Source organism: Erwinia sp. AnSW2-5 (genome assembly GCF_045107195.1).
Lineage (GTDB): Bacteria > Pseudomonadota > Gammaproteobacteria > Enterobacterales > Enterobacteriaceae > Erwinia.
Genome location: NZ_JBJGXA010000011.1, coordinates 154,473 through 181,108, shown reverse-complemented (window position 1 = coordinate 181,108; position 26,636 = coordinate 154,473). Strand labels below are relative to the sequence as shown.

At 56.3% G+C, this 26,636-nt stretch carries 9 protein-coding genes; 1 reads left to right on the top strand and 8 read right to left on the bottom strand.

The features are described from left to right. Positions 1–2: 2 nt before the first annotated feature. The gene (gene alkB, locus ACFL9S_RS10160; RefSeq protein ID WP_405261741.1) at positions 3–644 is read right to left on the bottom strand and encodes a DNA oxidative demethylase AlkB; all 642 of its coding nucleotides are present in this window, start codon (positions 642–644) and stop codon (positions 3–5) included. A gap of 17 nt (positions 645–661) precedes the next feature. Then, positions 662–1,711 carry an FAD:protein FMN transferase ApbE gene (apbE, locus tag ACFL9S_RS10155; protein ID WP_405261740.1) on the bottom strand — a complete coding sequence of 350 codons (1,050 nt, stop codon included), beginning with the start codon at positions 1,709–1,711 and terminating at the stop codon, positions 662–664. A 448-nt stretch (positions 1,712–2,159) separates the two neighbouring features. On the opposite strand from apbE, the gene ACFL9S_RS10150 reads away from it, so the two are divergent. Then, on the top strand, positions 2,160–2,333 hold the full coding sequence (locus ACFL9S_RS10150; protein WP_405261739.1) for a hypothetical protein: 174 nt from the start codon (positions 2,160–2,162) through the stop codon (positions 2,331–2,333). 37 nt (positions 2,334–2,370) lie between these two features. Here the strand turns inward: ACFL9S_RS10150 and ompC are convergent, their stop codons facing one another. From ompC to ACFL9S_RS10120, 6 genes are all read right to left on the bottom strand, one after another. Continuing rightward, complete coding sequence (gene ompC / locus ACFL9S_RS10145) at positions 2,371–3,477, bottom strand: porin OmpC (protein ID WP_405261738.1); 1,107 nt, start codon at positions 3,475–3,477, stop codon at positions 2,371–2,373. A 470-nt stretch (positions 3,478–3,947) separates the two neighbouring features. Beyond that, positions 3,948–5,117 carry an HlyD family efflux transporter periplasmic adaptor subunit gene (locus ACFL9S_RS10140; RefSeq protein WP_405261737.1) on the bottom strand — a complete coding sequence of 390 codons (1,170 nt, stop codon included), beginning with the start codon at positions 5,115–5,117 and terminating at the stop codon, positions 3,948–3,950. Continuing rightward, positions 5,114–7,282 carry a type I secretion system permease/ATPase gene (locus ACFL9S_RS10135; RefSeq protein ID WP_405261736.1) on the bottom strand — a complete coding sequence of 723 codons (2,169 nt, stop codon included), beginning with the start codon at positions 7,280–7,282 and terminating at the stop codon, positions 5,114–5,116. Before ACFL9S_RS10135 ends, ACFL9S_RS10140 begins: the two co-directional genes overlap by 4 nt. A gap of 38 nt (positions 7,283–7,320) precedes the next feature. Continuing rightward, the gene (locus ACFL9S_RS10130; RefSeq protein ID WP_405261735.1) at positions 7,321–8,670 is read right to left on the bottom strand and encodes a TolC family outer membrane protein; all 1,350 of its coding nucleotides are present in this window, start codon (positions 8,668–8,670) and stop codon (positions 7,321–7,323) included. A 65-nt stretch (positions 8,671–8,735) separates the two neighbouring features. After that, positions 8,736–8,981 (bottom strand): hypothetical protein, encoded by a 246-nt coding sequence (locus ACFL9S_RS10125; protein WP_405261734.1) that lies wholly within the window; start codon positions 8,979–8,981, stop codon positions 8,736–8,738. Between the two features lie 449 nt (positions 8,982–9,430). Next, positions 9,431–25,897, bottom strand: coding sequence for an Ig-like domain-containing protein (locus tag ACFL9S_RS10120; protein WP_405261733.1), 16,467 nt, complete (start codon positions 25,895–25,897; stop codon positions 9,431–9,433). Between the last annotated feature and the right edge of the window lie 739 nt (positions 25,898–26,636).

Below are 26,636 nucleotides of genomic sequence, written 5' to 3'. Positions count from 1 at the left end.
AGTTAACGTGCGCGTCGAAAGGTCAGGTTGAAACGAAAAGGCCCGGTAAGGGGATGAATGCCGGGTTTAAGCGGCAGAATACCGTGGTAACGCAGACGTGACGGCCCGCCCCAGACCACCACATCCCCCTGCTCCAGCAGCACGCGCTGGCAGGCGTCAGCGCGCTCAAAACCACCAAATAAAAATACCGCCGGCAGCCCCAGCGACACGGACACAATCGGCTGGCGCAGGTCGCGTTCATCTTTGTCCTGATGCAGCGTGAGCTTCGCCCCCGGTTCGTAGCGGTTGATCAGGCAGGCATCAGGGGAAAAACCGCTAAACCCGGCTTCAGCGGCGCAGTGAATCGCCAGCTCACGAAACGAGTCGGGCATCGCGGGCCAGCGCTGACCGCTGGCTTCATCCTGGGTGCTGTACTGGTAGCCGCGTGAATCGGTAGACCAGCCCAGATCGCCGCAGTTGGTCATCGCCACCGACATCTTATGCCCGCCGGGCGTGATGCGGTGTTCAAAAGGGTTCTGCGCGGAGATCTGCTCAACCTGAGCCATCAGCGCTTCGGCACTGTCGCGAACGCGGCGGCGCAGGATCACCGCGCCCTCCATCAGCGGTTCCTGCCACGGGGCGTCATCGGCAAACAGATCGAGCATCGGAACTCCTTTGCGTATCAGCGTGGAGAGGATGGGGGAAGAAAGGCCGCAAACTGCGGCGACATCCAGCTGGTGAAATGATCACCCTCTTTGAAAATCAGATAGACCGCCAGCTTATCACGCAGTGCCAGCGCTTTGGCCTTCTCGGTTCCCAGCACCATCAGCCCGGTATCCCAGCCATCGGCTTCCAGCGCCGTGGTGGCAATCACCGTGGCAGAAACCAGCTTATGCTGGATCGGGCGGCCGGTGGTCGGGTCAATCACGTGTGAGATGCGCTTTCCTTCCAGCTCATAATAGTTGCGATAGCTGCCGGAGGTGCTGATGCCGTGCCCCTGAAGGTCAACAATCGCCTGAACGGCGTTCTCCTGGTCGGTCGGTTTCTGGATCGCTACCTGCCAGGCATTGCCCTGGGCATTTTTTCCACGCGTCAGCACCGCACCGCCCACCGACACCAGATAGTGGTTAATCCCCTGCTGCTCCATCAACCGCGCCAGATGGTCGGTGGCGAAGCCTTCCCCAACGGTCGAGAGGTCCACATACAGCTCAGGCAGGTCTTTTTGCAGCCAGGATTGCCCGGCGCGATTGATCACCTGCAAATGGTCCAGCCCGGTCAGCGCGCGGGCAGCATCAATCTGCTGCTGTGTCGGCGTCGTCAGCGGCTGTTTATCCGGCCCGAAGCCCCACAGATTCACCAGCGGGCCTAATGTGATATCCATTGCGCCTGAGGTCTGCTGACCGATGCGCAGCGACAGCGTGATGACATCGGCCATGTTGTTGCTGACGGGCTGCGGCTCGCTGCCGCGATACTGGTTAAAACGTGACAACACCGAATCACTTTTCCAGGTGGAGAGTTCGTGATCATCGTTATCCAGCTGCTGCTGTATCGCTTTTTGCAGTGCTTCACGGCGTTCAGATGCCACTCCTGCCAGGCTCACCCTCCAGAATGTTCCCATTGTTTTACCCTGGAGTACCATCCCTTCAGATCCCGCTGATGGCTTAGGATCGTCACAGGATGCCAGCAAGCAAACCACCATAAAACCTAAAAACAACCGCCATTTACTCTTCATATCTGCCCGTAACCTTGATTAAAAACTGGTCCGAACCGGACTTTCCCGCAGGGAAAACTCAGACTCGACGCCTTGATCTTAGCGCTGTTGCTCACCAGGATGGTAGCTGTACAGGGCACTTCGGGTGCCCATCATTCACTCTTAAAGGAGAGCCATAATGATCTATTACGCGCTTCTCATGGTTTCAATCGCCCTGATTATCTTTGCAGGCTTTAAGCATTACAAGCTGACCCACGTCCGACAGTTACCGCGCCCGCGTCACCGCTAGCGGTATGCCAGGCTCCCCCGGCCTCTCCGGGGTGAGTTCACGGCACCCTCCTGGTGCATCATGCCCTCCTTTAACCCGTATAGAGTGCCACAAGCCGCCTGAACCGCCCCTCAATCTGCTGACACCGACCTGGCACGTTTTCTGCTTGATACACCTTACTGTTCAGAGTGGGGAAACGTTATGCGTAACAAAAATGCGATCAAAGAGAACCAGGCCCGACGTCGTCTGATAGGCTTTTCATTGCTGACACTGGGAGGGGCAGGACTGGAAGGGCGCTATCTGCGGGGTGCTGAAGAAGACGTTAGCGGAGCAACCGAAAAAGAGGTGCATCCGCAGGCACAACGTAGGGGCTGACCATTTTCGTCGGTCAGCCCTTTACAGCGGGGTAAAATTAGAACTGGTAAACCAGGCCTACACCCACCACATCATCGGTGTTGATACCGGCAGCACGGGTGAAATTGTTGTCGTCCAGCAGGTTGATCTGGTAATCAACATAGGTCGACATGTTTTTGTTGAAGTAGTAAGTCGCACCCACATCAACATACTGTTTCAGGTTCTGAGTGCCCCAGTTCTGAATATCGGTACCGCGTGAAGTCACATAGGCCAGAGACGGGCGCAGACCGAAGTCGAACTGATACTGTGCAACCAGTTCCCAGTTTTCCGCTTTATCCGCGAAGCCATAAGCCGCTGGGTTATCGCTGCTGCCGAAGCGAGTCGCGTTGTACGATTTGGTGTACATCGCCGCCAGGTAGACGTTGTTCGCGTCATATTTCAGACCGCCGGTGTAAGCTTCTGCTTTGTCACCGTTGCCCAGCAAAGCAGCGCTGTTCTGAGTATTGGTACGATCAGAAGAGAACATCGCAGCACCTGCGCTGAAGCCAGCACCGATGTCGTAAGTCGCAGACAGGCCATAACCATCGCCATTCTGCGCGGTAGCGCTACGATTGCCCGCCACTTCAGCATCGCTGTCGTTTTTACCCTGGTACTGTACGGCGAAGTTCAGGCCGTCAACCAGACCAAAGAAGTTGCTGTTACGGTAGGTGGCCATGCCTGAACCGCGCTGGAACATGAAGTTATCCGCACCGTAGGTATCGCCACCGAACTCTGGCAGCACGTCGGTCCATGCGCCGATGTCGTATGCCACGCCGTAGTTACGACCATAATCGAATGAGCCAGCATCACCGAATTTCAGACCGGCAAAACCAACGCGGGTATAGCTGTTCGCTGTTCCCTCAGATTCAGCGGTGTTCAGGGCTGCCTGATATTCCCACTGGCCGTATCCGGTCAGCTGGTCGGAAATCTGCGTTTCGCCTTTGAAGCCAAAACGCAGATAAGACTGGTCGCCATCTGAACCTGAGTCGTCTGAGAAGTAGTGCAGACCGTCAACTTTACCGAACAGATCCAGCTTGTTGCCATCTTTGTTATAGATTTCTGCCGCACCCGCTGAACCTGCTACCAGCAACGCCGGGACCATCAGAGAAAGAACGCGAAGTTTCATTTTTTAATACCCTCTCAATTATAAGTCTTAATATTGCCACTGCGTGCTGTACATGAAAATTAAGCACTTAGCGTCATGTTAAGCTTGGTAGGGTAATAATCCATCAGTAAAATGATACTAAATCCAATAAAATGTTTCTTTGAGGGATAAATTCATTTCCTAATGTAAATAAAGCGGAACTTTTACGCAGCACAAATAGATAACTAATAACGCACTTACAGACAAAAAATAAGATTCATCCCATAATTCATAGTATTACACCCTTGTGTAACAATACGCACTGATTGATAAAATGATCCCGCCACTAAGCGGTATTATTAACGCGCTATCATCATTTATTGAATTATTATCGTCATTCACCCCGAATGAGTTGTACACCTATCATTGCCAGGCCTTATGCCTGGCATTTTTTTACCTCTTCTACTTCCCTCTGAAAACAATTTCCCTCTATGACTCTCTGACCGAAAAATCTAGCGTTCGCGCATCGACTCTTTGACTTTATTCAACGGTTTAATCAGATAATCCATGACTGATTTCTGACCCGTTTTAATCTCCACGTTCGCCACCATTCCCGGCACGATAGGGAATTTTCGTCCAGCCTTGTTGGTCAGCTCAGCCTTATCGGTACGCACATAAACCCGGTAATAGTACTGATCGCGTTTAACCTCATCCTGTAAGGTATCGGGGGATACCGTCTCCACTTCACCGTGCAAATCACCATAGATTGACGAATCATACGCCGTCACCTTAACCGTCGCGGGCAGTCCTGGACGGATATAGGCGATATCACGCGGGTTAATGCGTGTTTCGATCAGCAACTGGTCTTCAAGGGGAACAATCTCCATCAGCTTCCCCCCCGGCTGCAATACGCCCCCCACGGTGGTGACCTGAATATCTTTAACGATGCCGCGCACCGGAGAGTAAATGGTGGCGCGGGTCAGCTGGTCCTCTTTCCCGGTCATCACCTGTAATTGTGCATCCAGATCCGCATTGTTTTTTACCTGCTCTTCGCGTGCGCGTACCGCGTAGTCATTACGTGCCTCATCGATTTTCCCCTGAAGCTCAGCGACCTGACGGCGCAGACGGATGACTTCTACCTCACCTGCCGCCCCTTTCGCCACCAGCGGCTGGGTCATGCGCAGCTCATCCTGAACCAGTTTTTTTGACTGCTCCAGGTTGCTGACGGTTTCCTGAAGATTACGCCGCCGCGACTGGAACAGCTGTGTTTCACGCGCCACCAGATCCGGCTCTTTCAACGTTTCGGCACTGAACTTCAGCGGTGCGCCGGTCAGTTCAGCGGTTAAGCGCTCGGCCGATCCGCGCAACGTTCGGGCGCGTGAGGCGGCTTCACCAAAGTTGGACTGAAAACGCGTCGGATCCAGCTTTGCCAGCACCTGCCCTTTCTCGACGATATTGCCTTCATGCACGTTGAGCTGGTCGACGATGCCGCCATCGAGGCTTTCAATCACCTGCGCACGGCTGAGCGGCGTGACCTTGCCCGTGCCCACGGTGACTTCATCAAGAATGGCGAAATGCGCCCAGACAAAAAACAGCACCAGCGCGACGGTACAGACCCAGATGATGGCCGAGGTGCGCCGTTCATTCTGTTTCAGACTGCGATCCATCAATACAAGGCTCATGCGGCATCTCCTCTTGCACCGGCCGCCGCCTGCTGCGTGGCCTGTGCTGTCTGTGCGGTAGCACGTTTCAGGATGTCATCTTTCGGACCATCAGCAATCACGCGGCCGTTATCCATGACAATAATGCGATCGACCATTTTCAGCAGCGCCGGGCGATGCGTCACCAGCACCAGGGTGCGCCCACTCAGCCAGCCCTTCATCTGGCTGATGACATGTTCTTCCAGCTGTTCATCCATCGACGCGGTGGGTTCATCCATCAGCACCACCTGTGGCTGGCGCAGGATCATACGGCTGAGCATCACCATCTGGCGCTGCCCGCCGGAAAGCCCGCGCCCGCCTTCATTAATAATGCGATCCAGGCTGGCGGCATCCTGCTGCACCAGGCTCAGTGCGCCACTGACGCGCAGCGCCTGTAACATATCCTGCTCGCTGGCGTGGGGGTTGCCCAGCATCAGGTTCTGGCGCAGGGTGCCGAAGAACAGACGCGAATCCTGTGACAGCCAGCCCAGCTGACTCCGCAGATCCACCGGATCAATACGACGCAAATCCACGCCGTCGACAATCACTTTGCCCTGGGTCGCCATTGCCTGCCCGGCCAGCAGTTTCAGCAGCGTTGACTTCCCGGCACCCACGCGGCCCAGGATGGCGATGCGTTCGCCGGGTTTAATTTGCAGCTGGTTAATGGTGATCACGTTCTTCGCGTTCTCCTCATCGTAGCTGTACTGCACGCCACGCAGGTCGTAGTGACCGGTCAGCGTCGGGCAGTGGGCCATTTCGCCCTCTTCCGGCTGGTCGAGCGGTTTCTTCAGCAGTTCATCCAGCCCGTTCATCGCGCTTTTCGCATGTTGCCAGCGCGAGAACACCATCGTCAGCTGCATCAGCGGCGCAATGGTTCGTGAGGAGAGCATACTGCTCGCCACCAGCGTACCGGTGGTTATCTGACCGTCGAGCACCAGATAGACCCCAAACACCAGCATGCTGGCGTAGGTTAATTGCTGCACGCTCGACGCCCAGCCAGTAAGACGTGCGCCCCACAGACGCTGCTGCATCCCAATGGAGGCGCTCACTTCGTGAGTCTGCTCCCACTGACGCTGGAAATAAGGTTCCGCCTGCAATGATTTAATATCTTCAATACCTTCAATGGTTTCCACCAGGATGGCGTTACGCAGCGCACCTTCGCGCAGCCCCTCTTTCGCCAGTTTCGCCATCGGGATCTGGATCAGCAGGCCGGGAATGACGATCAGCGGGATCGCCAGCAGCGGCACGATCACCAGCGGGCCGCCAATAAACGCCATAATAAACAGGAACAGGATGACAAACGGCATATCCGCCGCCGCGCCGACGGTGGTGGAGGTCAGCAGCTCGCGTACCTGGTCAATTTCACGCAGCTGGGAGATAAACGACCCGGTGGATTTCGGGCGCGCCTCGTTACGGATATTCATCGCACGCGCAAACAGCATGGAGGAGACTTTCAGGTCGATGCGTTTCCCCATCAGGTCGGAAACCTGCGTACGCATCAGACGGATCAGATATTCGATCACCGCGGCAATCAGGACACCGCCAAACAGCACCCACAGCGTCGCTTCTGACTGCGCGGGGATCACCCGGTCATAGATCTGCATCGAGAACAGAATACCCGCCAGCGCCAGCACGTTACCGACGATCGAGGCGAGGGAAATCTCACCGATTTTGCGCCCCATTCCCTGGAAGTTTTGCCAGAACCAGTGCTTTTTATACGGCTGGACGAACTCATCAATGCGCGCATCGCGCCCGCGAGCCGCCACGCCGATGATCCCCACCTCTTGCTGGCTTTGCGCCAGCAGCAGCGCCAGTTCGGTTTCCCGCACCACGTCACCGCCGTCACTGAGCCAGTAGCGGGCGTTGCCTACGCCATCGATGCCTTCAATCACCACCACACTGCCACTCTCCATAATCAGCACCACGGGCGTCACCTCCTGACGCCAGCGAATTTTATCTCGTGGCGTCATGGTGAGATGCAGCCCAAGCAGCCCCGCCAGTCGCTCCAGCTGCTGCTGCGGCGCGAGGTGCTCAAACCAGCGCATCTGCTGTCGCAGTGTTTTACCATCAGCCGGTTTACCGAAGCGGGCGGCCACACGCAGCATGGCATCGATCCAGTTTTCCGTGGTTGCGGTTTGTTTAGTCATAAAAAATGGCCTTATCTGGTTGTCTTACGTGCGCCGCATCACAGCGACGGCAGCGTTTGTCCACTGTTCTTTTCCCGGTCTATGCCTAAGATATCCAGCAGATTGTCCACCGCTGCGGCATAACGAACCGTGGCATCCCAGCCATCGTACAGCGCCGTCAGGCGGCTGCTGTCAGCCTGAAAAACGTCCTGCTCAACACTCAGCAGATCGTTCAGGCTACGCTTATTCAGTTTGTATTCATCGGCATACACGTCACGGGTATGGTCTGCACTGCTCAACTGCTGCTCCCCGGCCTCTTTACGCTGCTGCGCGCCGATCATATCGGCATAGGCGGTGGACGCATTCTGGTTGATTTGCAGTTTGGACTGCTGGATGGCGGCCTCGGCGGCTTCACGATCGCCCTCAGCGGCACGGGTTTTGGCATTCACCAGGCCGCCCTGATACAGCGGGGCCTCGACCTGCAATCGCAGTTCGTCATCCCAGTAGGAACGGCTGTCATTTTCATAACGGGTGCGGCCTGCCTGAACTTTAATGGTCGGCCAGTGGTTGGAAGAGGCCTGGCGCACACGCTCCATCGCCGCCTCCTGTTTGGCCTGCGCACTGCGCACGGCCGCACTTTTCTCGTAGGCGATTTTATCCAGCGTCACCTGCTGGTTCAGCAACGCCTGCGGCAGTTCTGGCAGGTTTTCAGACGTTACGCCCGTCAGCACGGTCAGCTGCGCCCGCGCTGAACGTGCCTGCGCGCGGTACTGCTCCATGCTGGCATTCATGCCCGCAATGCGGGTTTGCGCCTGTAACACATCGGACTGGGAGCTTAACCCGGCATCCGCACGCAGCTTTGCCATGTCCCTGACGCGCTGCAAAGACGCGATGTTAAGACGCGCGGCATCCACCAGCGCCTGATAACGTTTCACGGCCAGATACGCCTGAAGGGTGTCCTGGGCTACGGTGGTCATGGTGTCATACAGCGCATAGCGGTAAGCATCGGACAGCTTGTGCTGCTCGTCGATTGCCCCGCCGGTACGGCCAAAGTCATACAGCAACTGGCTGAGGGTGATGCCGCCCGAACCACTGTTATTCAGGCTGCCGGAGGAGTCGGTCTGGTTTGACCGCCCGCCGCTGGCTGCCAGCGATACCTGGGGATACCAGGCACTTTTTGCCGCATCCAGCTCGGCTTCACCGACGCGGATCTGCGCGGCGGCTTCAGAAATTTTGGGATTACGTGCAAAGGCCCGCAGGATCGCATCACGCAGCGTCAGGCTGGCGATCTGCTCTTCCGTGGGGGCTGCGCGCCAGTTAAATGCGGCAACAGGTTCGTCTTTCGCCGCCTGGGCACTCTGCCCGATCAGGCAGGTTGTGAAACACAGCAATATCACCCTATTTTTCATCCAGACACCTGTGATTCTGATGTTCCAGGCCAGAGGCGGGAAAGCTCCGCCTCTTCTGCCCACAATTAAGCGGTTTGTAGCTGCAATTGATGGTGCGTCAGCACGTCTGCCCGCGCGACCACCGTGCCGGAAGGCAGCGTATCGTCGCCCTGCTGCTGATAATCAATAATGGAGGTGGCCGGTGCGTGAATGTTCACCAGCGAAGGCGGGTCAAGCCGCACGGTTTGAGACGAATGAGACTGGCTCTGAGACAGCAGTTTTCCACTATCGCGAGAGTGTATATCGACGAAGCCAGATGCAGGCTGAGTCATGGTGTATCCCCTTGTGTACCCGGTAAGTGAGTCAGCGTTTGCAAAGAAAAGCCCAGCCAGAGGCCGTTTTTTTCACGCAAAACATCAGCCAGCGCGACAAGATTCGCGCCGAGCTTCACCTGGTGTACAACGGATCACAAGGTGATCCATAACAAGGAAAAAGAGTAAAATAACTATTTATAGTCGCGCTGGCGCGGCCTACGTTAGCCTTGTCATCAGCGCATTACTGCTGGCCGAAATCTGGAATAACTCCGCGTCAAGACCCCTATATCTTATTGTAATTACTGCTTTACTCACTTTTAAAAAACCATTGGCTGGTTTATTCAGGACCACAAACAACAACAGCGGCCGAAGCCGCTGTTTTGGTTGCTTTGCTACCAATCTATCACTTCTCCTTAACTTTAGACGCCCTGCGCGGGAATGCGACCCGCGCAGGCGTTATTTTTTCGTTATACGACATGGACCTGGAGATTATGCTGAATCAGCACATCGCCCAGGGTGTTGTCTGACGACAACGCCGAGTTGTGATAAACGTCAAAAGTCTGTCCTTCTACCGTACGTTGCCCGGTGGTGGCCCAGACGCCACCGTCAGTATTCGCCAGCGTCACCTGGTCACCCAGCGTCCCTTTGATCAGCAGATCATCACTCTGTTTATCGGTAATATTCAGCGCTTCGTTCAAGTCCAGCTTGATGCTGTTATTGCCCGAGGTGCCGAGGTCGATAATCTCCACATGCTCGATTTTCAGGCCGAGCGAGGTGAGATCCAGCGTAATATGCTCACCGTTCAATACCAGCGTATCCGTCCCTGCACCACCATCAATGTGCGTGAAGTCCAGCGTACTCACCGTGATGGTGTCGTTACCGACGCTACCCGTCACGGAATCACCGTGCAAGGTTTGACCATCTGCCAGGGTAATGGTCACCCCGCCGATGGTGTAGCTGCCGTCATCCGTTGTCGATGCCACTGTTTCACTGCTGGCCGTGGTACTGGCCGTAGTGGTGGTGGCACTGTCGGTGCTGCTGGTATCGCTGTCGGTCACCAGTGTTGAGTCCACCCTTGCCGCCGTATGCACGGTAGCAGTCGTACTCTCTTCACTACTGCTGGTGGTGCTGACTGAGGAGGTATCGATTGATGCCAGGGATTCATCGGACGCCACCGCCATCATCACTGATGCCGTGGTCGCCAGCGGCAACAGAGAACCCAGCAGCAGCGTGGTGACCGTGGACGCCGGGTTACCTGCCGCATCAACGGCTGTTACCGTGACCACCGAGCTGAGATTCAATGCGCTGAGTAAACCACCGACGAACTTAGCACTGTAGCGCCCGTTGGCTCCCACCGTGGTGGACATTGTCTGTGTCTGCCCGCTTTGCGACAGGGTGATATTCACCGTTGTCCCAGCCGCCAGCCGCAGGGTGCCGCCCGAAATGGTCAACCCGGTCAGCAATACGCTTAACAGGCTGGCAATTGGATCAACCCCGATGGCCGGCAGATTGTGGGTGACCGCGTTAAAGCTGGTGCTGGTACTGGTGGTGTTACCCGCCCGGTCAGCGATGCTAATTGCCGCGGTATGCTGCCCGTCTGCCAGAGAAGTCAGCCCTGAAGACGGGATGGACACACTCCAGGTGCCGTTACTGGCCACCGTGCCGGTGTAAAGCGTCCCTTCAAGGTTAACTGTGACCTGGCCTCCTGCCGCATTGGTGGATGTGCCGGATATCGTTTGTGCCGTACCCGATTCGGAGAGGTTAAGGTAACCGTCGCTGAAACCGGCCGTGTTGGTCAGCGTCACCGTTGGCGTGGTATGGGTGCCAACAATCACCGGAACCGCAATCGTGCCAGTGCTGGTACCCGCACCATTAACCAGATCGGCACTGATGGAGGTGGTGGTATCCGGCAGCGCTTTCAGATCTGCCGACGGAACCGATATGCTCCAGCTGCCGTTGGCTGCCACCACGGTGCTGTACGTCTGCGTGCCGACATGGACCAGAATCGTCGAGCCTTCCGCGTTGAACGTGGTACCAGAGATAGTTTGCGTCGTCTGGGCTTCTACCGCATTCAAGGCACCATCACCAAACAGCGTGCCAAAGGTAATGGTTGGCGTGCTCTTGGCAATGACATTGGCGCTATTACTGGCCGTCTGCGTGTTGCCGTACGGGTCAGTCACGGTGGCGTTAATCGTCAGTGTTCCGTTGGACTGCGCGACGAGATCGGCTTTCAGTAATGTGGTACTCCAGCTGCCGCTACTGCCAACGGTGGCGGTATAAAGATGGTTATTCAGCGTAAAGGTGACCGTTGAGCCAGCCACCGCCGTGGAGGTACCGCTGACCGTCTGTGTTGTTGCCAGTTCATAAGCACTCAGAACGCCATCACCAAACAGCGTACCCACCGTCAGCGTAGGCTGAACAGAAACCCCGATAGTGACACCTGCGCTACTGCTGGCGGTGTTACCGACGGCATCCGTCACCGTCGCCGACACCGTAAGTCCCCCGGTAGTCAACCCCAGCAGCTGCGCCGAAGTCAGTGTAATGCCAAAGTCGCCGCTGGAATCGGTGCTCCCCTGCAAGGTCAGGCCACCGACTTTAATACTGACCACGGTCCCGGTTGGGACATTATTCACATGCCCGCTCAACAGCTGTCCTGCGGAGGAGAGCGCCTCCGCCACACTTAATACTCCGTCGCCAAACAGCGGGTTAAGCGTAACCGACGGCAGAGCATGAATACCCACGGTGGCATTGAGTGTGTTGCTGGTGGTGTTCCCCGCCGTATCGGTGACCGTTACCTTCAACGACAGTGCGCCGTCTGCCAGGCTCGCCAGCAGCGATGGGGTTAACCCGAGGCTGAACAGCCCGCCAGCATCTGCGGTTGCAGAGACCAGCGGTGTGGTGCTGTTACCGACCGTCACCACCACGCGGGAACCGGCGGTGGTGGTACCGCTGATCAACTGGGTGGTCAGGGCGTCCGCCGCATTCAGCAGACCATCACCAAACAGCGTTGCCTGATTGAGATTCAGGGTTGGCGCGGTCAGGCTTAACTGCAGCCCGGAGGTGACTTCAGCGTGGTTACCCGCCACATCCGTCACCGAGGCCGTGACCGTCAGGGAAGGCACGCCCGTCAACAAGAGGATCTGTGCCTGCGTCAGAGTGGTGCTGAACTTGCCGCTGACATCCACCGTTGCCTGTACCGTGACCAACCCACCCAAATTCAGTGAAATAACCGTGCCGGTTGCCACGTTTTTCACCGTACCGCTGATCAGCTGGCTGGCGAAGTTCGTTACGTCGGCAATACTCAGCACGCCGTCACCGAAGATGGTGTCCAGCGCAATTTCCGGCGCCTTATTAAAGACACCGATCGTCGCCGTGTTGCTGGCGGTGTTACCTGCCGGATCCACCACCGTCACACCCAGCGACACATTGCCCGTACCGAGTGCCTGCAGATCGGCAGGAGAGAGGGTGACACTCCAGGCACCATTCGCCAGCGTGGTAGTGGTATAAGATTTCACACCCAAGGTAACGGTTACCGTTGAGCCTATTGCCGTATTGAGCAGGTTACCCCCGATGATCTGACCCAGTTGGTCCGTGGCCTCTGCAACGTTGATCCTGTTATCACCGCCAAACAGGCCAGTGAGCGCACCCACAACGGGCACATTATCAATAATCGCGGTCACCGTTTGAGGTACCGAGACGGTATTTCCAACCGTATCCGTCAGCACCACATTCAGCGACAGCGAACCATCGGTAATATTGGTCAACGCAGACGCGGGCACGGACAGTGACCATTTCCCATCCTGGCCTACTATGGCCGTGAGATTTTGTCCGCCAATCGACAGCGATACCGTACCGCCTATCGCTGAAGTAGCGGTACCGGTAATCGTATGAGGCAAACCAAGGTCGATTTTGCTCAGATAACCATTGTCAAACAATGGGGCTACTGTCAGCGCCAAATCGGCATTCAGTATTTTACTGACCGTCAGTGACGAGCTGCTCTCGTTACCATTGGCGTCTGCCACCGTCACCCTCAGCACGTTCGTGCCGTTAGCCAGCAGCGCCAGCATCGCCGGGCCGAACGGAATGGAAAAGAGACCATCAGTCCCGACTGCGGCTGTCGCGAGCAGTGTGTTCCCCAGATAAACGTCAACGGTCCTGTTCTCGGCCCCCACAGCACTACCGCTGAGCAGTTGGATATCCGCCAACTCACCACTGTTGATAACATTATCGCCCGCCAGCACACCAAGACTCAGGACTGGCGCAATGGTATCTACCACAATCGGATGTGATGTGATGGTCGTGTTACCCGCGCTATCCGTCACCGTCGCGGTAATTGAGCTCACCGTCTGCAACAGCCCCTGCAGATCCCCTGCCGGGACATTCAGCGACCAGTTACCGACACCATTGACCAGGGGTCCCTGAACCACTGCGGTATACGTTTTCAACCCGAGGGTAACGGAAACCGTCGCCCCGACTTCAGACGATGTCCCGCTAATCATCTGTGTAACAGCGGCTTCACTGGCAATCAGCACATCATTTCCAGCGAAGGCCCCCACCGTCAGGGTTGGTGCCACGGTATCAACCACTACCGTGGTCGTGCTGCTCACCGCCTGTCCGACACTTGGCGTATAGGTGACTTCAACACTCACAGAACCCGAACCCTGCACAAACGCCGAGGTCAATATCGGTGTTGTCGTCCATGTATCGTTAATGCCAGTAGCAAAGATAGGAATGGAACTGACCTGCGTACCCCCCACTGTAATGGTCAGGGTTCCTGCCCCCAGCGTTGCGTTATGCAGTAATCCCGTCAGAGTGACACTTGCTCCATCGGCAATATTAATAATATTGTCACCCGTCACCGGATTAAGAGTAACGGATGGCGTCAACGGTGGAGTCAGATCGATCCCAACCGACCCACTGACACCGGATTGGTTTCCAGCCGCATCGGTGATCGACACGCTGTATGCCCCCCCCGCAGTGACCAGTGCGGTTAATGCGCTCACCGAAACATTGACGCTAAAGGTGCCGTCAGCCAGCACCGAACCGGTTAACACCTGCGCATTGGGACCAGTACCAATCGTTAAGGTGACGGTGGAACCCGCGTCCGCGGCATTCACCTTACCGGTGAGCGTTTGCGTGGTCAGACTTTCCAGATAATTCAGGCTATCATTCCCGGCAAAGACCAGATCGGTGATCGTTGGCACGGTGGTATCAACAATGAAACTCTCCGTGATCGACGCAATGTTCCCCCCTGGATCAGTAACGGTTACGGTGAATTCATGTGAGGCGTCACTCAGACCCGTCAGCACGGCCGTGCCAAGGGTGATTGACCAGCTGCCGTTTAACGCCACTGTTACCGGGATTGTTTGCCCGTTAATATCGATACTCACTGACTGACCTGCGCTCATTATCCCGGTTGAGCCTGACAACGTACCGCCATTTGTCAGCTCGCTGGCGTTGAGATACCCGTCAACGAATGCCAGGCCAACACTCGGCTGTGGCAATGTGGCATAAGCGGTGAAGTTCAGTGTTTCAGTTGAGGTATTGCCTGCGGCATCGGTCACCGTCACGCTAATATCATGAGGTCCAGTGCTCAGACTGCTTAGCGCGCCAGCAGGCAGTTCGACGACCCAGTGACCATTCGTGTCTACCGTACCGGTATAGCTAATGCCATTAACGTCTACTTTCAGCACGACGCCCTGATTCGCCCCCGTCACACCGGTTGATCCTTCCAGAGTGAGAGCACCGTTGAGAGCAGTGATACCTAATGCATCATTAGTGAAATGGGTTTCAAACACCGGTACGGGTAGTGTTAAGGCGGCCGTGTAACTGCCACCCACCGTTGATTCGTTGCCATAGACATCGGATGCCGTGACGCTGATGGTGTGCAGGCCGCTGCCGAGGTCGAGCAGTTGTTGTGAAGTCAAGTCCAGCGACCAGTTGCCATCGGCGGTCACTGTGGCATTCACTGGCGTACCGCCATCGATGCTGACGGTCACCGTCTGACCGCCGCCAGTCAGATGGGTTGAGCCACGCAACACCTGGCCCACAGATTCGCTGGCTTCCGCAAGATTCAGTAAGCCATCAACAAACGGCGTGGTAATAGTGGGTGCAGGTACATTATTAATCGCCACCGTCAGTGACGTACCCGGCGCTTGCCCCGTGTTGCCCACGCCATCGGTCACCGTGACCGAAATTGGCCAGTTACCATCCGGCAAGGTGGCCAGCACGCTTCCCGAAAGCGGCAGACTCCAGGTGCCGTCACCGTTAATCGTTGCCTCAATAGGTGTGCCGTTTACATTCACAATCACATGAGTGGTGGCTGCGGTACCACCAAAGGTGACGGTTCCCCCCAAGGTAATCCCTGCAGCTACCTCATCTTTCGTCAGAATACTGTCGACTGCCAGTGACAGAGGGTTAATGGTCACCGTTGGCAAGCCAACAACAATGGCGGGAACGTCCAGCGAGGTCTCTGCACTGTTACCCGCTGCATCATGAATGATGACCACAATTTCATGGCCTGTCCCCGTACTGTTGCCCAGCGCAAGCAGCTGTACCGGAGTTAAGGTGGCAGTCCAGATACCGTTGGCATCTACGGTCGCGTTATATGGCACGCCGTTAATCGTAAGCTCAATGGTTTGTCCCTCACCGACCAGGCCCGTTGTACCTGACAGTACCTGTTCGACTCCAGCCTCTGCAATATCCAGCAGACCATCAACAAACGGCGTGGTAATCGTTGGGCTCAGCGTGGTGGTCAGCACCAGTTCGGCATCGGCAGAAATGCTAACCGGGTTCACGGCATCTTCGGTTGAAACACTGACCTGAATGATCCCATTACCCTGAGCCACCAGAACACCTGCCGGGATGGTGGCTGTCCAGGTTCCGTCGCCATTCAGCGTCACCGGCAGCCCTGTCAGCGTACCCACGCTGACGACCAGGCTCGCCCCAACAGGAAGGTTACCTACCGTACCGGTGATAACCTGTTCTCCTGTTGCTTCCAGACCATTCAGCAGCCCGTCAAGGAATGGCGTATCCAGCGTCAGCTCAGTAACGGCATGCACATCCACGTCAACGTTGAGGATTTGCTCCGTAGTGTTGCCGTAGGCATCCTTGACGGAGACACTGATCCCCAGTTCGCCGTCCACCAGCGCCAGCAGGTCAGCGCTCGGGATGGTGGTTGTCCAGTGGCCGGTTTCATTCACCTGCACGCTGTACACTTTGGCATCCTGTCCGCTACCCAGTTTAATATCCACGCTCAGATTGGCTGGCGCGGTGCCGCTAAGCACCAGCCCGGTCAGGGCATCGGCCAGGCTAAGGATACCGTCGGTCACCAGATTGGCATCGATGCTCAAGAACGGCGGTTCGCTGTGAACGGTGAACGTGTCACTGGCATTCGCAGTGTTGCCTGCTACATCATTGCCCGTCGCAGTAATGGTATTGCTGTTCTGCGGCAGATTTTGCGCATCAGCCTGCGGAATGTTGGCTGTCCAGTTACCTTCGCTGTCGACGGTCGCCAGATAGTCTTTTCCATTAACACTCACGGTAATGGTTTCACCGGCCGGAATATGCTTGCTGCTACCGGTGACGGTAATACCATTCGCATTTTGCGACTCGCTGTAGTCAATCATGTCATCGCTGGTGACCGGATTGATGATAATGGAAGGCAGATCGTCCCCACGGGCAATCACGGTAAAATCATGGGTGTTGTTGGCGACGTTGCCATAGATATCCGTGACCGTCACGCTGACCTGCTGTGGTCCATCACCGATGGTACCAACCAGGTTTGCAGGCACGTCATAGCTCCATTGTCCTCCCGTCACCGTCGCGTCAAAGGTCTGCCCGTTGAAGGTGATGGTGACGATCTGGCCATCCTGCACATTGGTGGTGGTGCCACTCAATTGCAGCACTTCGCCCAGTTCCTCAGTGTTCAGATAGTCATCACCGGTGATCGCATCCACGGTAATTGTCGGCAACGTGTCCACGTCTGTTCTGACTTCCACCTGGTGCGTCGTTTCGGTGACGTTGCCCGCTTTGTCAGTCAGCGTTGCCGTGACGGTATAGAATGCATCCGCCAGCCCCTGGGTTGCACTGGTTGGCAGGTCAAAGCGCCAGCTGCCGTCGTCCTGCACGGTCGCCAGGTAAGCAGGCAGCGTGTTATTGAAGATAATACTGACCTGCTGGCCCGCTTCATCCGGCGAGGCACTGCCCTGGAGGGTAACGGTTTGCTGAATTTCAGTCGGATTAATGACGTTGTCACCTGAAACGACAAAGTCCAGCGTCGGGGCGGTCAGGTCAACGATGGCGGAACTGTCAATGGTGCCGGTATTCCCCTGACCATTAGTCACCTCCACCGTGATGGTCAGACTGCCCTCGCCCAGGTTCTGTAATTGGGTGCTGGTCAGTGGCAGTTCCCAGTTCCCGTTGGTGTCCGCCGTGATGGCGTAATCCTGGCCGTTAAGGGTGACGGTCACCGTCTGCCCGGCACCGGTCGAGCCGGTGGTGCCGCTCAGTGTCTGACCATTGACGTTATGGGCTTCATCGTAGCTGAGGTAACCATCACCAAACGGCGTATTGATGGTCGGCTGCAATGAGCTGACAGACAGGGTGACATCGGTAGTGGCTGGCAGCGACGTATTGCCTGCGGCATCCGTCACGGTGGCCGTCAGCGTATAGACGCCGTTGACTACACCGGTCAGCGATCCGGCCGGAATATCCAGCGCCCAGCTGCCATTAGCATCCGTGATGGTGGTGAAGTAAGTCTGTCCATTGAACACCACGGTCACTGTCTGGCCGATCTGTGCTCCGACACTGCTACCGCTGATAGTGACATCCTGCGTGGCTTCGCTGGCATTGATCACGCCGTCGGTAGAAATCGCATTCAGAGAGATCGTTGGCGCAACCGTATCGACCGCGACACTCACCGGCTTGCTGCTGCTGTTCCCTGCGGCATCGGTGACGGTGACCACGAGGTTTACACCCGTTTGTGGCAGTTGCTGCAAGACGGCGGGTGACAGAGGAATGTTCCAGTTACCATTGCTATCAACCGTACCGGTATAGGTGGTTGTCCCAATCAATACGGAGACGGTCTGTCCTGCACCCGTCACGCCGCTGGTACCATGCAGCGTCTGCCCCTGTGAGGCTTCGCTGGCGTTCAATGTGCCATCGCCAAACGGGTTATCGACGCTGATGTTCGGCAGATTGTGGACCTGAATGTTCAACGTTGAACTGCTGGACACCGGATTACCGCTGGCATCCACTGCACTGGCGGTGACGGTCACCTGGCCATCAGGCAGCCCTGCCAGCGCGCCCGCAGGCACCAGCACACTCCATGCGCCGCCGCTGCCGACTATCGCCGAATAGTTGGTACCGTTAATATTCAGCACCAGCGAGCTGCCTTGCGCCACGTTGGCCGTATGGCCGGTGACAATCAGCGGCTGCTGCGCCTCAGCGGCATTGAGATAGCCATCGCTGATCGGATCGATACTGATCCCCGATGCCAGATTATTAATGGTCACATTGAGGTTATTGCTGGCCGGGTTACCTGCCGCATCGCTTACCGCAACGTTAATGGTGGTCTGATTATTGGGCAATGCCAGCAGTGCGCCGGACGGAATGCTGACACTCCAGCTGCCATCCGACTGCACCAGCGGGCTGAACACCTGATTACCAATAGTCACGGTCACCGTCCGGCCCGGTTCAACATGGGTGGTGGTGCCCGACAGCAACTGGCTGGTCTGCTGTTCCGCGCCGTCAACGATATTGTTACCGGCAAACGTATTCACCGTAATGGTTGGCAGATCGGCCGCATCCGCTTTCACCACCAGCGGGCTGGTGACAGTGGTGCTGTTCTGCGCCACATCCGTTGCCGTTACGCTGAGATCATTCGGGTAAGTACCATCCGGGATCGCTTGTAAATTGGCTGCCGGGATGTTGACCGTCCAGACGCCGCCACTCACGATGACCGGCGGATAGGTGACGCCGTGCAGAGTCACCACAATCGTGCTGCCGTTTTCCCCGGTGCCGCTGATCGCCAGATCGCTGCCTTGCTCTACCGCATTGAGCACACCATCACCCGCAACAGGATTAACGGTTACGTTCGGTGCCTGGGTATCAACGTTAAAGGTCGCGGTAATCTGAGACGGATTACCTGCCACATCGCTGACCTGCACCAGAAGACTGTTGCTATTCTGCGGTAATGCTGCCAGAGCGGTACCCGGCAGCACCACACTCCAGTTTCCGCTGCCATCAACAATACCGGTGTAGGTGATGCCTGCCAGCGTCACGGAAACGGTCTGACCGTCGCCAGAAACCCCGGTGCTTCCGGTGACGGTTTGTGCCGTACCTGCCTCCAGCGCATTGAGCACCGCATCACCGCCAAACAGAGGATTCACCGCCGCAACAGGCAGATTGGTCAGATGCACATCCAGCGTGCTGCTGCCGTTCACCACCGCTCCCGTCGCATCTTCACCCGAGACACTGACCACCAGCGGGCCATTGGTATAAGTGACCGTGCCTGGCTGTAGCGTTAATGTCCAGTTACCGTTGGCATCCACCACGGCGGTGGTCCCCAGCGGAATACCGTTCAGGCTGATCGTCAATACGGTGCCGGCATCGAAATTGGCCGAGGTCCCGCTGATCACCAGCGGCTGTAACGCTTCCTGCGCATTGAGGAAACCATCACCGCTGATCGGGCTGATCGCCAGGCCGGAAAGCAGGTTATTCACCTCGAAGCTGCCGGTTTGGGTGATCGTTGTATTGGCGCTGTTGCTGACAGACACGCTGTAGTTCTGCTGCCCGTTACTTAACGTTTCCAGCACAGTTGCCGGAATATCGATGCTCCATGCACCGCTGGCCAGCACCAGGCCGCTGTAGGTGACACCCCCTAAAGTGAGGGTAACGCGCTGCCCCTCTTCCACATTGGTGGTGGTCCCGGTCAGTTTCTGGCTGACATGCTGCTCTGCCCCATCAACAATACCGTTTCCGGTAAACAGATCGACGGTGATCGTCGGCTGCGTAGTATTGATCTGCACGGTGCCCGTCTTGATGGTTTGGTTACCCGCCGCATCGGTTGCCACCACGCTGACCGGATAGCTGCTACCCGTCAGGGCGCCCAGGTCAGTAGCGTCCACATCCACCGACCACTGTCCGTTAATACCGACAGTGGTCTGGTACGTTTTGCTGTTCAGCGTCACCACAATGGTTGCGCCATTTTCCCCCATACCGGTAATGGAGATGCCACTCTGCTGTTCGCTGGCGTTGATAATGTTGTCGCCGGTCACCGGATCCAGAGTCAGCAACGGTGCAGTCACGTCAACAACCAGATTGCTGGTTTGCGTTGAGGTATTGCCCGCCGGATCTTTTACCACCACGCTGATCGGGTAACTGGTGTTACCCAGCCCCGCGAGGTCGCCCGCAGGCACGCTGACCGACCAGTTGCCGTCACCATCAACGGTGGTGAGATAGACGTTGTTGTTCAGGGTAACGCGAACGCTGTCGCCTGCGGTTCCCGTGCCATTGATCGCCAGTGGCTGCGCCAGTTCGCTGGCATTGAGGTAGCCATCAGACACCACCGCGATATCAAACACCGGTGGCGTGGTATCCAGCACAATCGGACGCGGCAGCGTCACGCTGTCGCCACCTGCCGTTGTGGCGACAACCGACAGGGTATAACTGCTATCAGGTAAGCCGGTGAACGCCGTACCCGGAATGGTGGCGCTCCACTGACCGTCACTGCCAACCACCGCGGTGTAAGGCTGGTTATTGAAGGTGACGACCACGGTGGTGGTCCCCTCCGGCACACTACCGGTCACAATGATCCCGGCACCTGCCTCCTGCGCATTCACCACATCGTCACCGGCCACCGGATTGATTGTCAGCGGCGCACCGTCAACCTCAATCGTGCGAATCACGGTAGTGGTGTTGCCCGCCGTATCAGTACTGGTGACCTGGAGGGTGTTGCTGCCGCCCGGCAGCGCTTTCAGGTCGTTAACCGGCAGATCAATCGACCAGCTTCCGTTTGTTACGGTGACCTCATAGGTCTGGTTATTCAGTGTCACGCTGATGCGGTCACCGTTTTCACCTACGCCGCTGAGCGTCTGAATCTGATTCTGTTCCGCCTGACTGATGCGGTTATCCGTTGCCACCGCATTCAACGTCACCACGGGCGCAACGGTATCAACGGTATACGGGAAGCTCTGATTGATGCTGTTGCCCGCGCCGTCTTTGACTGTCACAGAGACATCGTTCGCACCCTGTGGCAGAGTTTGCAGCACAGCGGAAGGCACCGAAACGCTCCAGTTACCCAGCGTATCAACGGTGCCAGCATAGGTAATACCGCCAATGACAATGCTGACCGTCTGGCCTGCACCTTCCACGCCCGTCGTACCGCTCAGGGTCTGCGCATTCGCCGCTTCGGCCGCATTAAGATAATCATCCCCAAACAGCGGATTGACCTCCAGCAGGAAGCCCGGCAGTACTTCACTGTTCAGCGCATGCTCAACGGTGATGGTATTGCCATTGATATCAACGGTGCTGGCAGTGACTGTCAGCGTGGTATTGGTCAGATTTGCCAGGTCTGCTGGCGGAACCGTGACCGTCCAGCTGCCGTCACTGTTGGTGGTGGTGAGATAGAATTTTCCGCGGAACGACACCGATACAGAACTGCCTGAGGCAACAAAGCGGCTGAAACCGTGGATCGAGAGCGGCAACAGCGCCTCGGCGGCATTCAGCGTATTGTCGTCGCTGATCACCCCGATGGCGATGGCGCTGAAGGTATTATCAACGGTGAAGCTGCCATTGGTGCTGGCCGGGTTACCGGCAACATCGCTGACGCTGACCGTATAATTGTCCGTGCCATTTGCCAGATTATGCAGCGCCGAGGCCGGAACCAGTACGCTCCAGCTGCCATCAGACAGCACAAAGCCGGTGTACTGGCTACCGTTCAGGCTGACCGTGACCGTCTGGCCCGCCTGGACATTGACGGTATTCCCGGTGACAAACTGAGACAGCCCTTTTTCCGCACCGTCGAGGATATTATCATCCGCAAACGCACCGACTGTGATGCCCGGCAGTGAACCGCTGCCCGCAATGACCGTCAGTGGCTGGCTGCTACTGCCGGTGTTACCGGTGCTGTCTGTAGCTGTCGCTGTCACGGTATAGGTGCTATCGGCCAGACCCGACACCACGTTAGCAGGAAGCGTCACCGTCCAGTTACCGTCAGGTTGCACAGTGGCCGGGTAATCCACATTATTCACACGCACGATCACGCTGGCACCCGGTTCCGTGGTACCGGTAATATCCAGTGCCGCATTGTGCTCCAGCGCATTGAGGTAGCCATCGCCGGAAATCGGGGCAACCGTTACAGGCGTTGAGGCAGTATCAAGGGTGATCGGCACCAGCGTAGTCGCTTCGTTCCCGGCGCTATCGCGCGCGGTGACGCGGATATCGTATTGACCATCCGCGAGCGTTTGCAGCGTCGAAGGCGCAATACTCAAGCCCCAGCTGCCATTACCGTCTGCGGCAGTGGTATAGGTTACACCATTCAGCATTACGGTAATGATGCTGCCCGCTTCCGCCGTACCCGATAGCGCCAGCGGCTGGCCCTGCTCGGTGCGGTTAACGACGCCATCTACCGCAACCTGATTCACATCCGGTGCAAGCGTCCCGGTGTCTACGTTAATGCTGGCATTATGCGTCACCACATTGCCTGCGGCATCGCGCACCGTGACAATCAAATCGTTACTATTCTGCGGCAGCGCCTTCAAATCGGCTACAGGTACGTTCACACTCCAGGCACCGGTGGTGGTATCCACCGTGGCAAGATAGGTGTTCCCGTTAAGCTGCACGCTGACAGTCTGATCCGGCAGCGTCAATCCGGTATTGCCCGTAATCGTCTGCGGCGAGTTTGACTCGGTCAGATTAAGAATATTATCGCCGCCAAATGCGGCATTGACGGTGACATTGTCCGGGAAGTCAGTCCGTACACCCAGAGTCACTGTTGCGCTGACGCTACTATCGTCTGCTGAAGTGACTAAGACATTATAATTATTGTTGGCGATCCCTATCAGGTCAGCAGCAGGGATCTCAGTGCTCCATTTACCGTCTGGCCCTACGGTGGCGCTATAGATTTTACCGTTGAAGATGATGTTTAACTCAGTACCTTGCAGATTCTGACTGCTGCCGCTAACGATGACTGGTGATTGTGCTTCCGTCGCGTTGATCCAGTTATCACCACTGATCGGTGCAATGGCCAGCGTCACGACGGCCGGATCGTTGGCCACGGGATAATTGCCGCTATACAGGGCACTGATACCGGCATTATTGGACACGGACACACCGTAATTCACAAACTCACCGTTAGTCAGCCCCGCCAGTGCATCAGCAGGAATGATGACACTCCATAACCCCCCTGCCAGCACTGTCGTCGAGTACTGCTCGCCGTTGAACGTGACGATCAGAGGCAGGCCTTCCTCAACGTTGAACACGCGACCGCTCAGCGCCTGATCGACACCCAGTTCTGCATTTTGCAGAATGTTGTCTCCGGCAAAGTCATTCACCTGGATCGACGGCTGGCTGCCCGGCTCAACGGCCAGCGTCACATTACCGAATACCGTCGTTTCGTTTCCGGCTGCATCGGTTGCCACCACTCTGATCGGGTAGCTTCCATCGGCCAGCGCGGCTTTGTCTGCGTCAGAAAGGACAATGCTCCATGTGTTATTGTTACCGGCGCTGGTCTGGGTCAGTTCCCGCGTACCGATAAACACGCGAATAATGCTGCCCTCTTCTGCCGTGCCCTGGAGGGTCAGGGTAGCCAGTTCAGCAGGGGAAACGTAGTTATCGTCAGTGACAGGCGTCAGCGTGACGTTGGTCGGTGCCAGCGTATCCACCGTCAGCGGGAGAGTGGCTTCAGCGGAGGTGTTACCGTATTTGTCGGTGGAGGTGACAATCAGGTCGTTATTACCCTGATCGAGCTGTTGTAACGCCGACGCCGGGATATTCACACTCCAGACGCCGTCAGAATCCACAGGAACGGTATACGTCTGCCCATCCAGAGAAACGGTTACAGACTTACCCCCCACGCTGTTGCCAGTGATGACCAACGGTTGCGTGATATCGGCAGCATTCAGCGCGCTGTCAAACGGCGCGACGGTGACAACCGGAGGGGTATTATCCACTGTCACCTGGATTGTGTTGATACCCGTGTTACCCGCCGGGTCGGTGACGTTCACCACCAGCGGTAATGTCCCTTGCGTTGGATCTGTTACTGACCCCGCCGGAATAGTGACAGTCCAGCTCCCGTCGTTATTGACCGTGCCAGGGTAGTTCGTACCGTTAAAATCGATCGAAACGGTCTGATTCGGGCCTGTCACACCGGTATGCCCGGTGACAGTCTGCGGCTGACCGATTTCCGCGCCGCTTAACACGCCATCGCCAAACGGCAGATCAACCTGCACGACAGGCGCAGTGGTGATCACATCCACCGAAACCGTGGTGCTGTTTTCAATAACGGTGCCATTCGCCAGCGTAATGCTGGCAACGATCAGATTCGAGCCCTGTGGGAGCTGTTGCAGGTCGGCAGACGGCACCGTGACCGTCCAGCTGCCGTCAGCCTGAGTGACAGCAGGATAACTGTGCCCGCCGAGGGTAACAGATACCGCAGTGCCTACAGGTACACCGCTTGCAGACCCTTGCAGAATGAGCGTTCCCTGTGCTTCATCCGCACTCAGATAGCCATCGTCACTGACTGGCGACGTAATGCTGACGCTTGGGGTGGCGCTTGCCTGCACGTTGAAATTGTGAGTAGCGTTGGCAGAAATACCGCCTGTGTTGGTCACCGTCGCAGAAGCTGTCGCACTGCCCGTGGACAGCAGGGTAAGATCGGCCGCCGGGACCGACACGCTCCATGCACCGTCAGCATCAACCGTCCCGGTGTAGGTCTTCCCGTTCAGCGTAACCGTCACGGTTTGCCCTTGCTGCACGTTAACCGTCGTGCCGCTCAGGGTCTGTGCGGTCAGTTTTTCCGCGCCGTCGAGCACATCGTTACCGGCAAAAATAGCAATGGCAATTTGCGGCACATTTGCTGCCGGAGAGGTTTCAACAGTGAAGTTATGCGTATCGTTGGCCGACTGACCTGCCGTGTTGGTCACCGAGGCTGAAATGGTCGCTGAACCGTTCGCCAGCGCCTCTAAGGCCGAAACCGGCACAGCCACACTCCAGCTGCCGTTGGCCTGGACCGTGGCGTTATAGGTGACGCCGTTCAGGATAATCACCACCGTTTGTCCGGCCTGCACGTTGGTGGTGGTGCCGCTTAACAGCTGGGTGGTCTCTTTTTCAGCGGCGCTCAGAACGTTATCGCCAGCAAAGGTGCCGATGGTCAGTGTCGGTGTGTTAACCGGGGGGGTGGGCGGATTCGTCCCGCCGCCGTTATCGCCATCATTACCACCGCCGCCACCACCACCACCACCAAACGCGGCGGCACCCACCCCTACCAGACCAAGCGCACCCAGACCCGCCGCCGTGACAAGGCCAGGGCCGGCACCGGTATCGGCCAGCAGCAGGGGTTCAATACTGCCTAAAGATTCATACGTTGGCGTTAACGCCATTGCCGTTTGCGCATCGGCAAACTCGTTGGTCACCGGGAACAGGGCATGTTCCGGCGGTTTAACCCCGTCATCGAACACCAGTTCGCTGTGATCGCCATCGACGTCATCGAAGAAGAACTGCTGGTAGCGTACGGTGGTGCCATCTTTCATGTGCAGGATGAGGTCGTTACCCTGGCGCTCGTATTCGGCCACCATTTCGCGTGTGCCATGCACTTTGACAATGCTGGGTTGATTGAGAAGAACGGTCCTGGACGAGCCCGCATTGGCCTGGGAAAGGATCGATCCATCGTCGCGTGAGAGAATATCTACGCGGCCATCATTGAGCTGTGCCATTTTAGTAACCTCATGTACACCAGATAACAGGATTTAAAAGCTCAACGCGTGAAAGTGAAAAAAAACTTCACTTTCTTCTCACGTTAAACAAAATTTTTCACGCCGTGTTGGGCGTTACCTTTCACCTGATGCACAGTCAGAGAGTGATTCCCCCTGAACAAAATGGCTCAAACTTACCAGAACTGACTTATTTTTTGTTTACGTCCTTACACACATATAATTAATAAAACGAATGTTTGGCTTGATAAAAATCCATCGTTACGATTAATTATTTTAATTTAATGGTTTAGTACAGGAACCGATAAATTGTCAAAAAATGCTGGAAAAATAATGCCAGCACGGATTAATGATCTGATTTAGTTACCAGAAAAAAAATTCTGATGACACCCATTTAGACACCTTTTGACATAAAGGTGACTCAACGCAGGTAATCACGCAGGGTTAATGACGCGAAAATTTCATGTTGATTCGTGACCGTAAGCACAAGGGGAGTGCGGTTAAAAAACCGCCAGGAACATATTATGCGCGGTAATCAAAAACGGCTTTTTACGTGCTCAGCCAATAATTTGAGTTAATGCTAAACCCTCCCCTCCAGCCAGGAGTCTTCTTAAAATTTGGCTTTAAGGGACCATTCCGATTCACCCCCCTATTTATCCAGGTTATTAACCTTTCCCTTCCTGTCTTTTTGCGTTGTAGTCTGCCCCGGCATCGCCTTCGCAGGCAGGGTTTATCTTCTTAA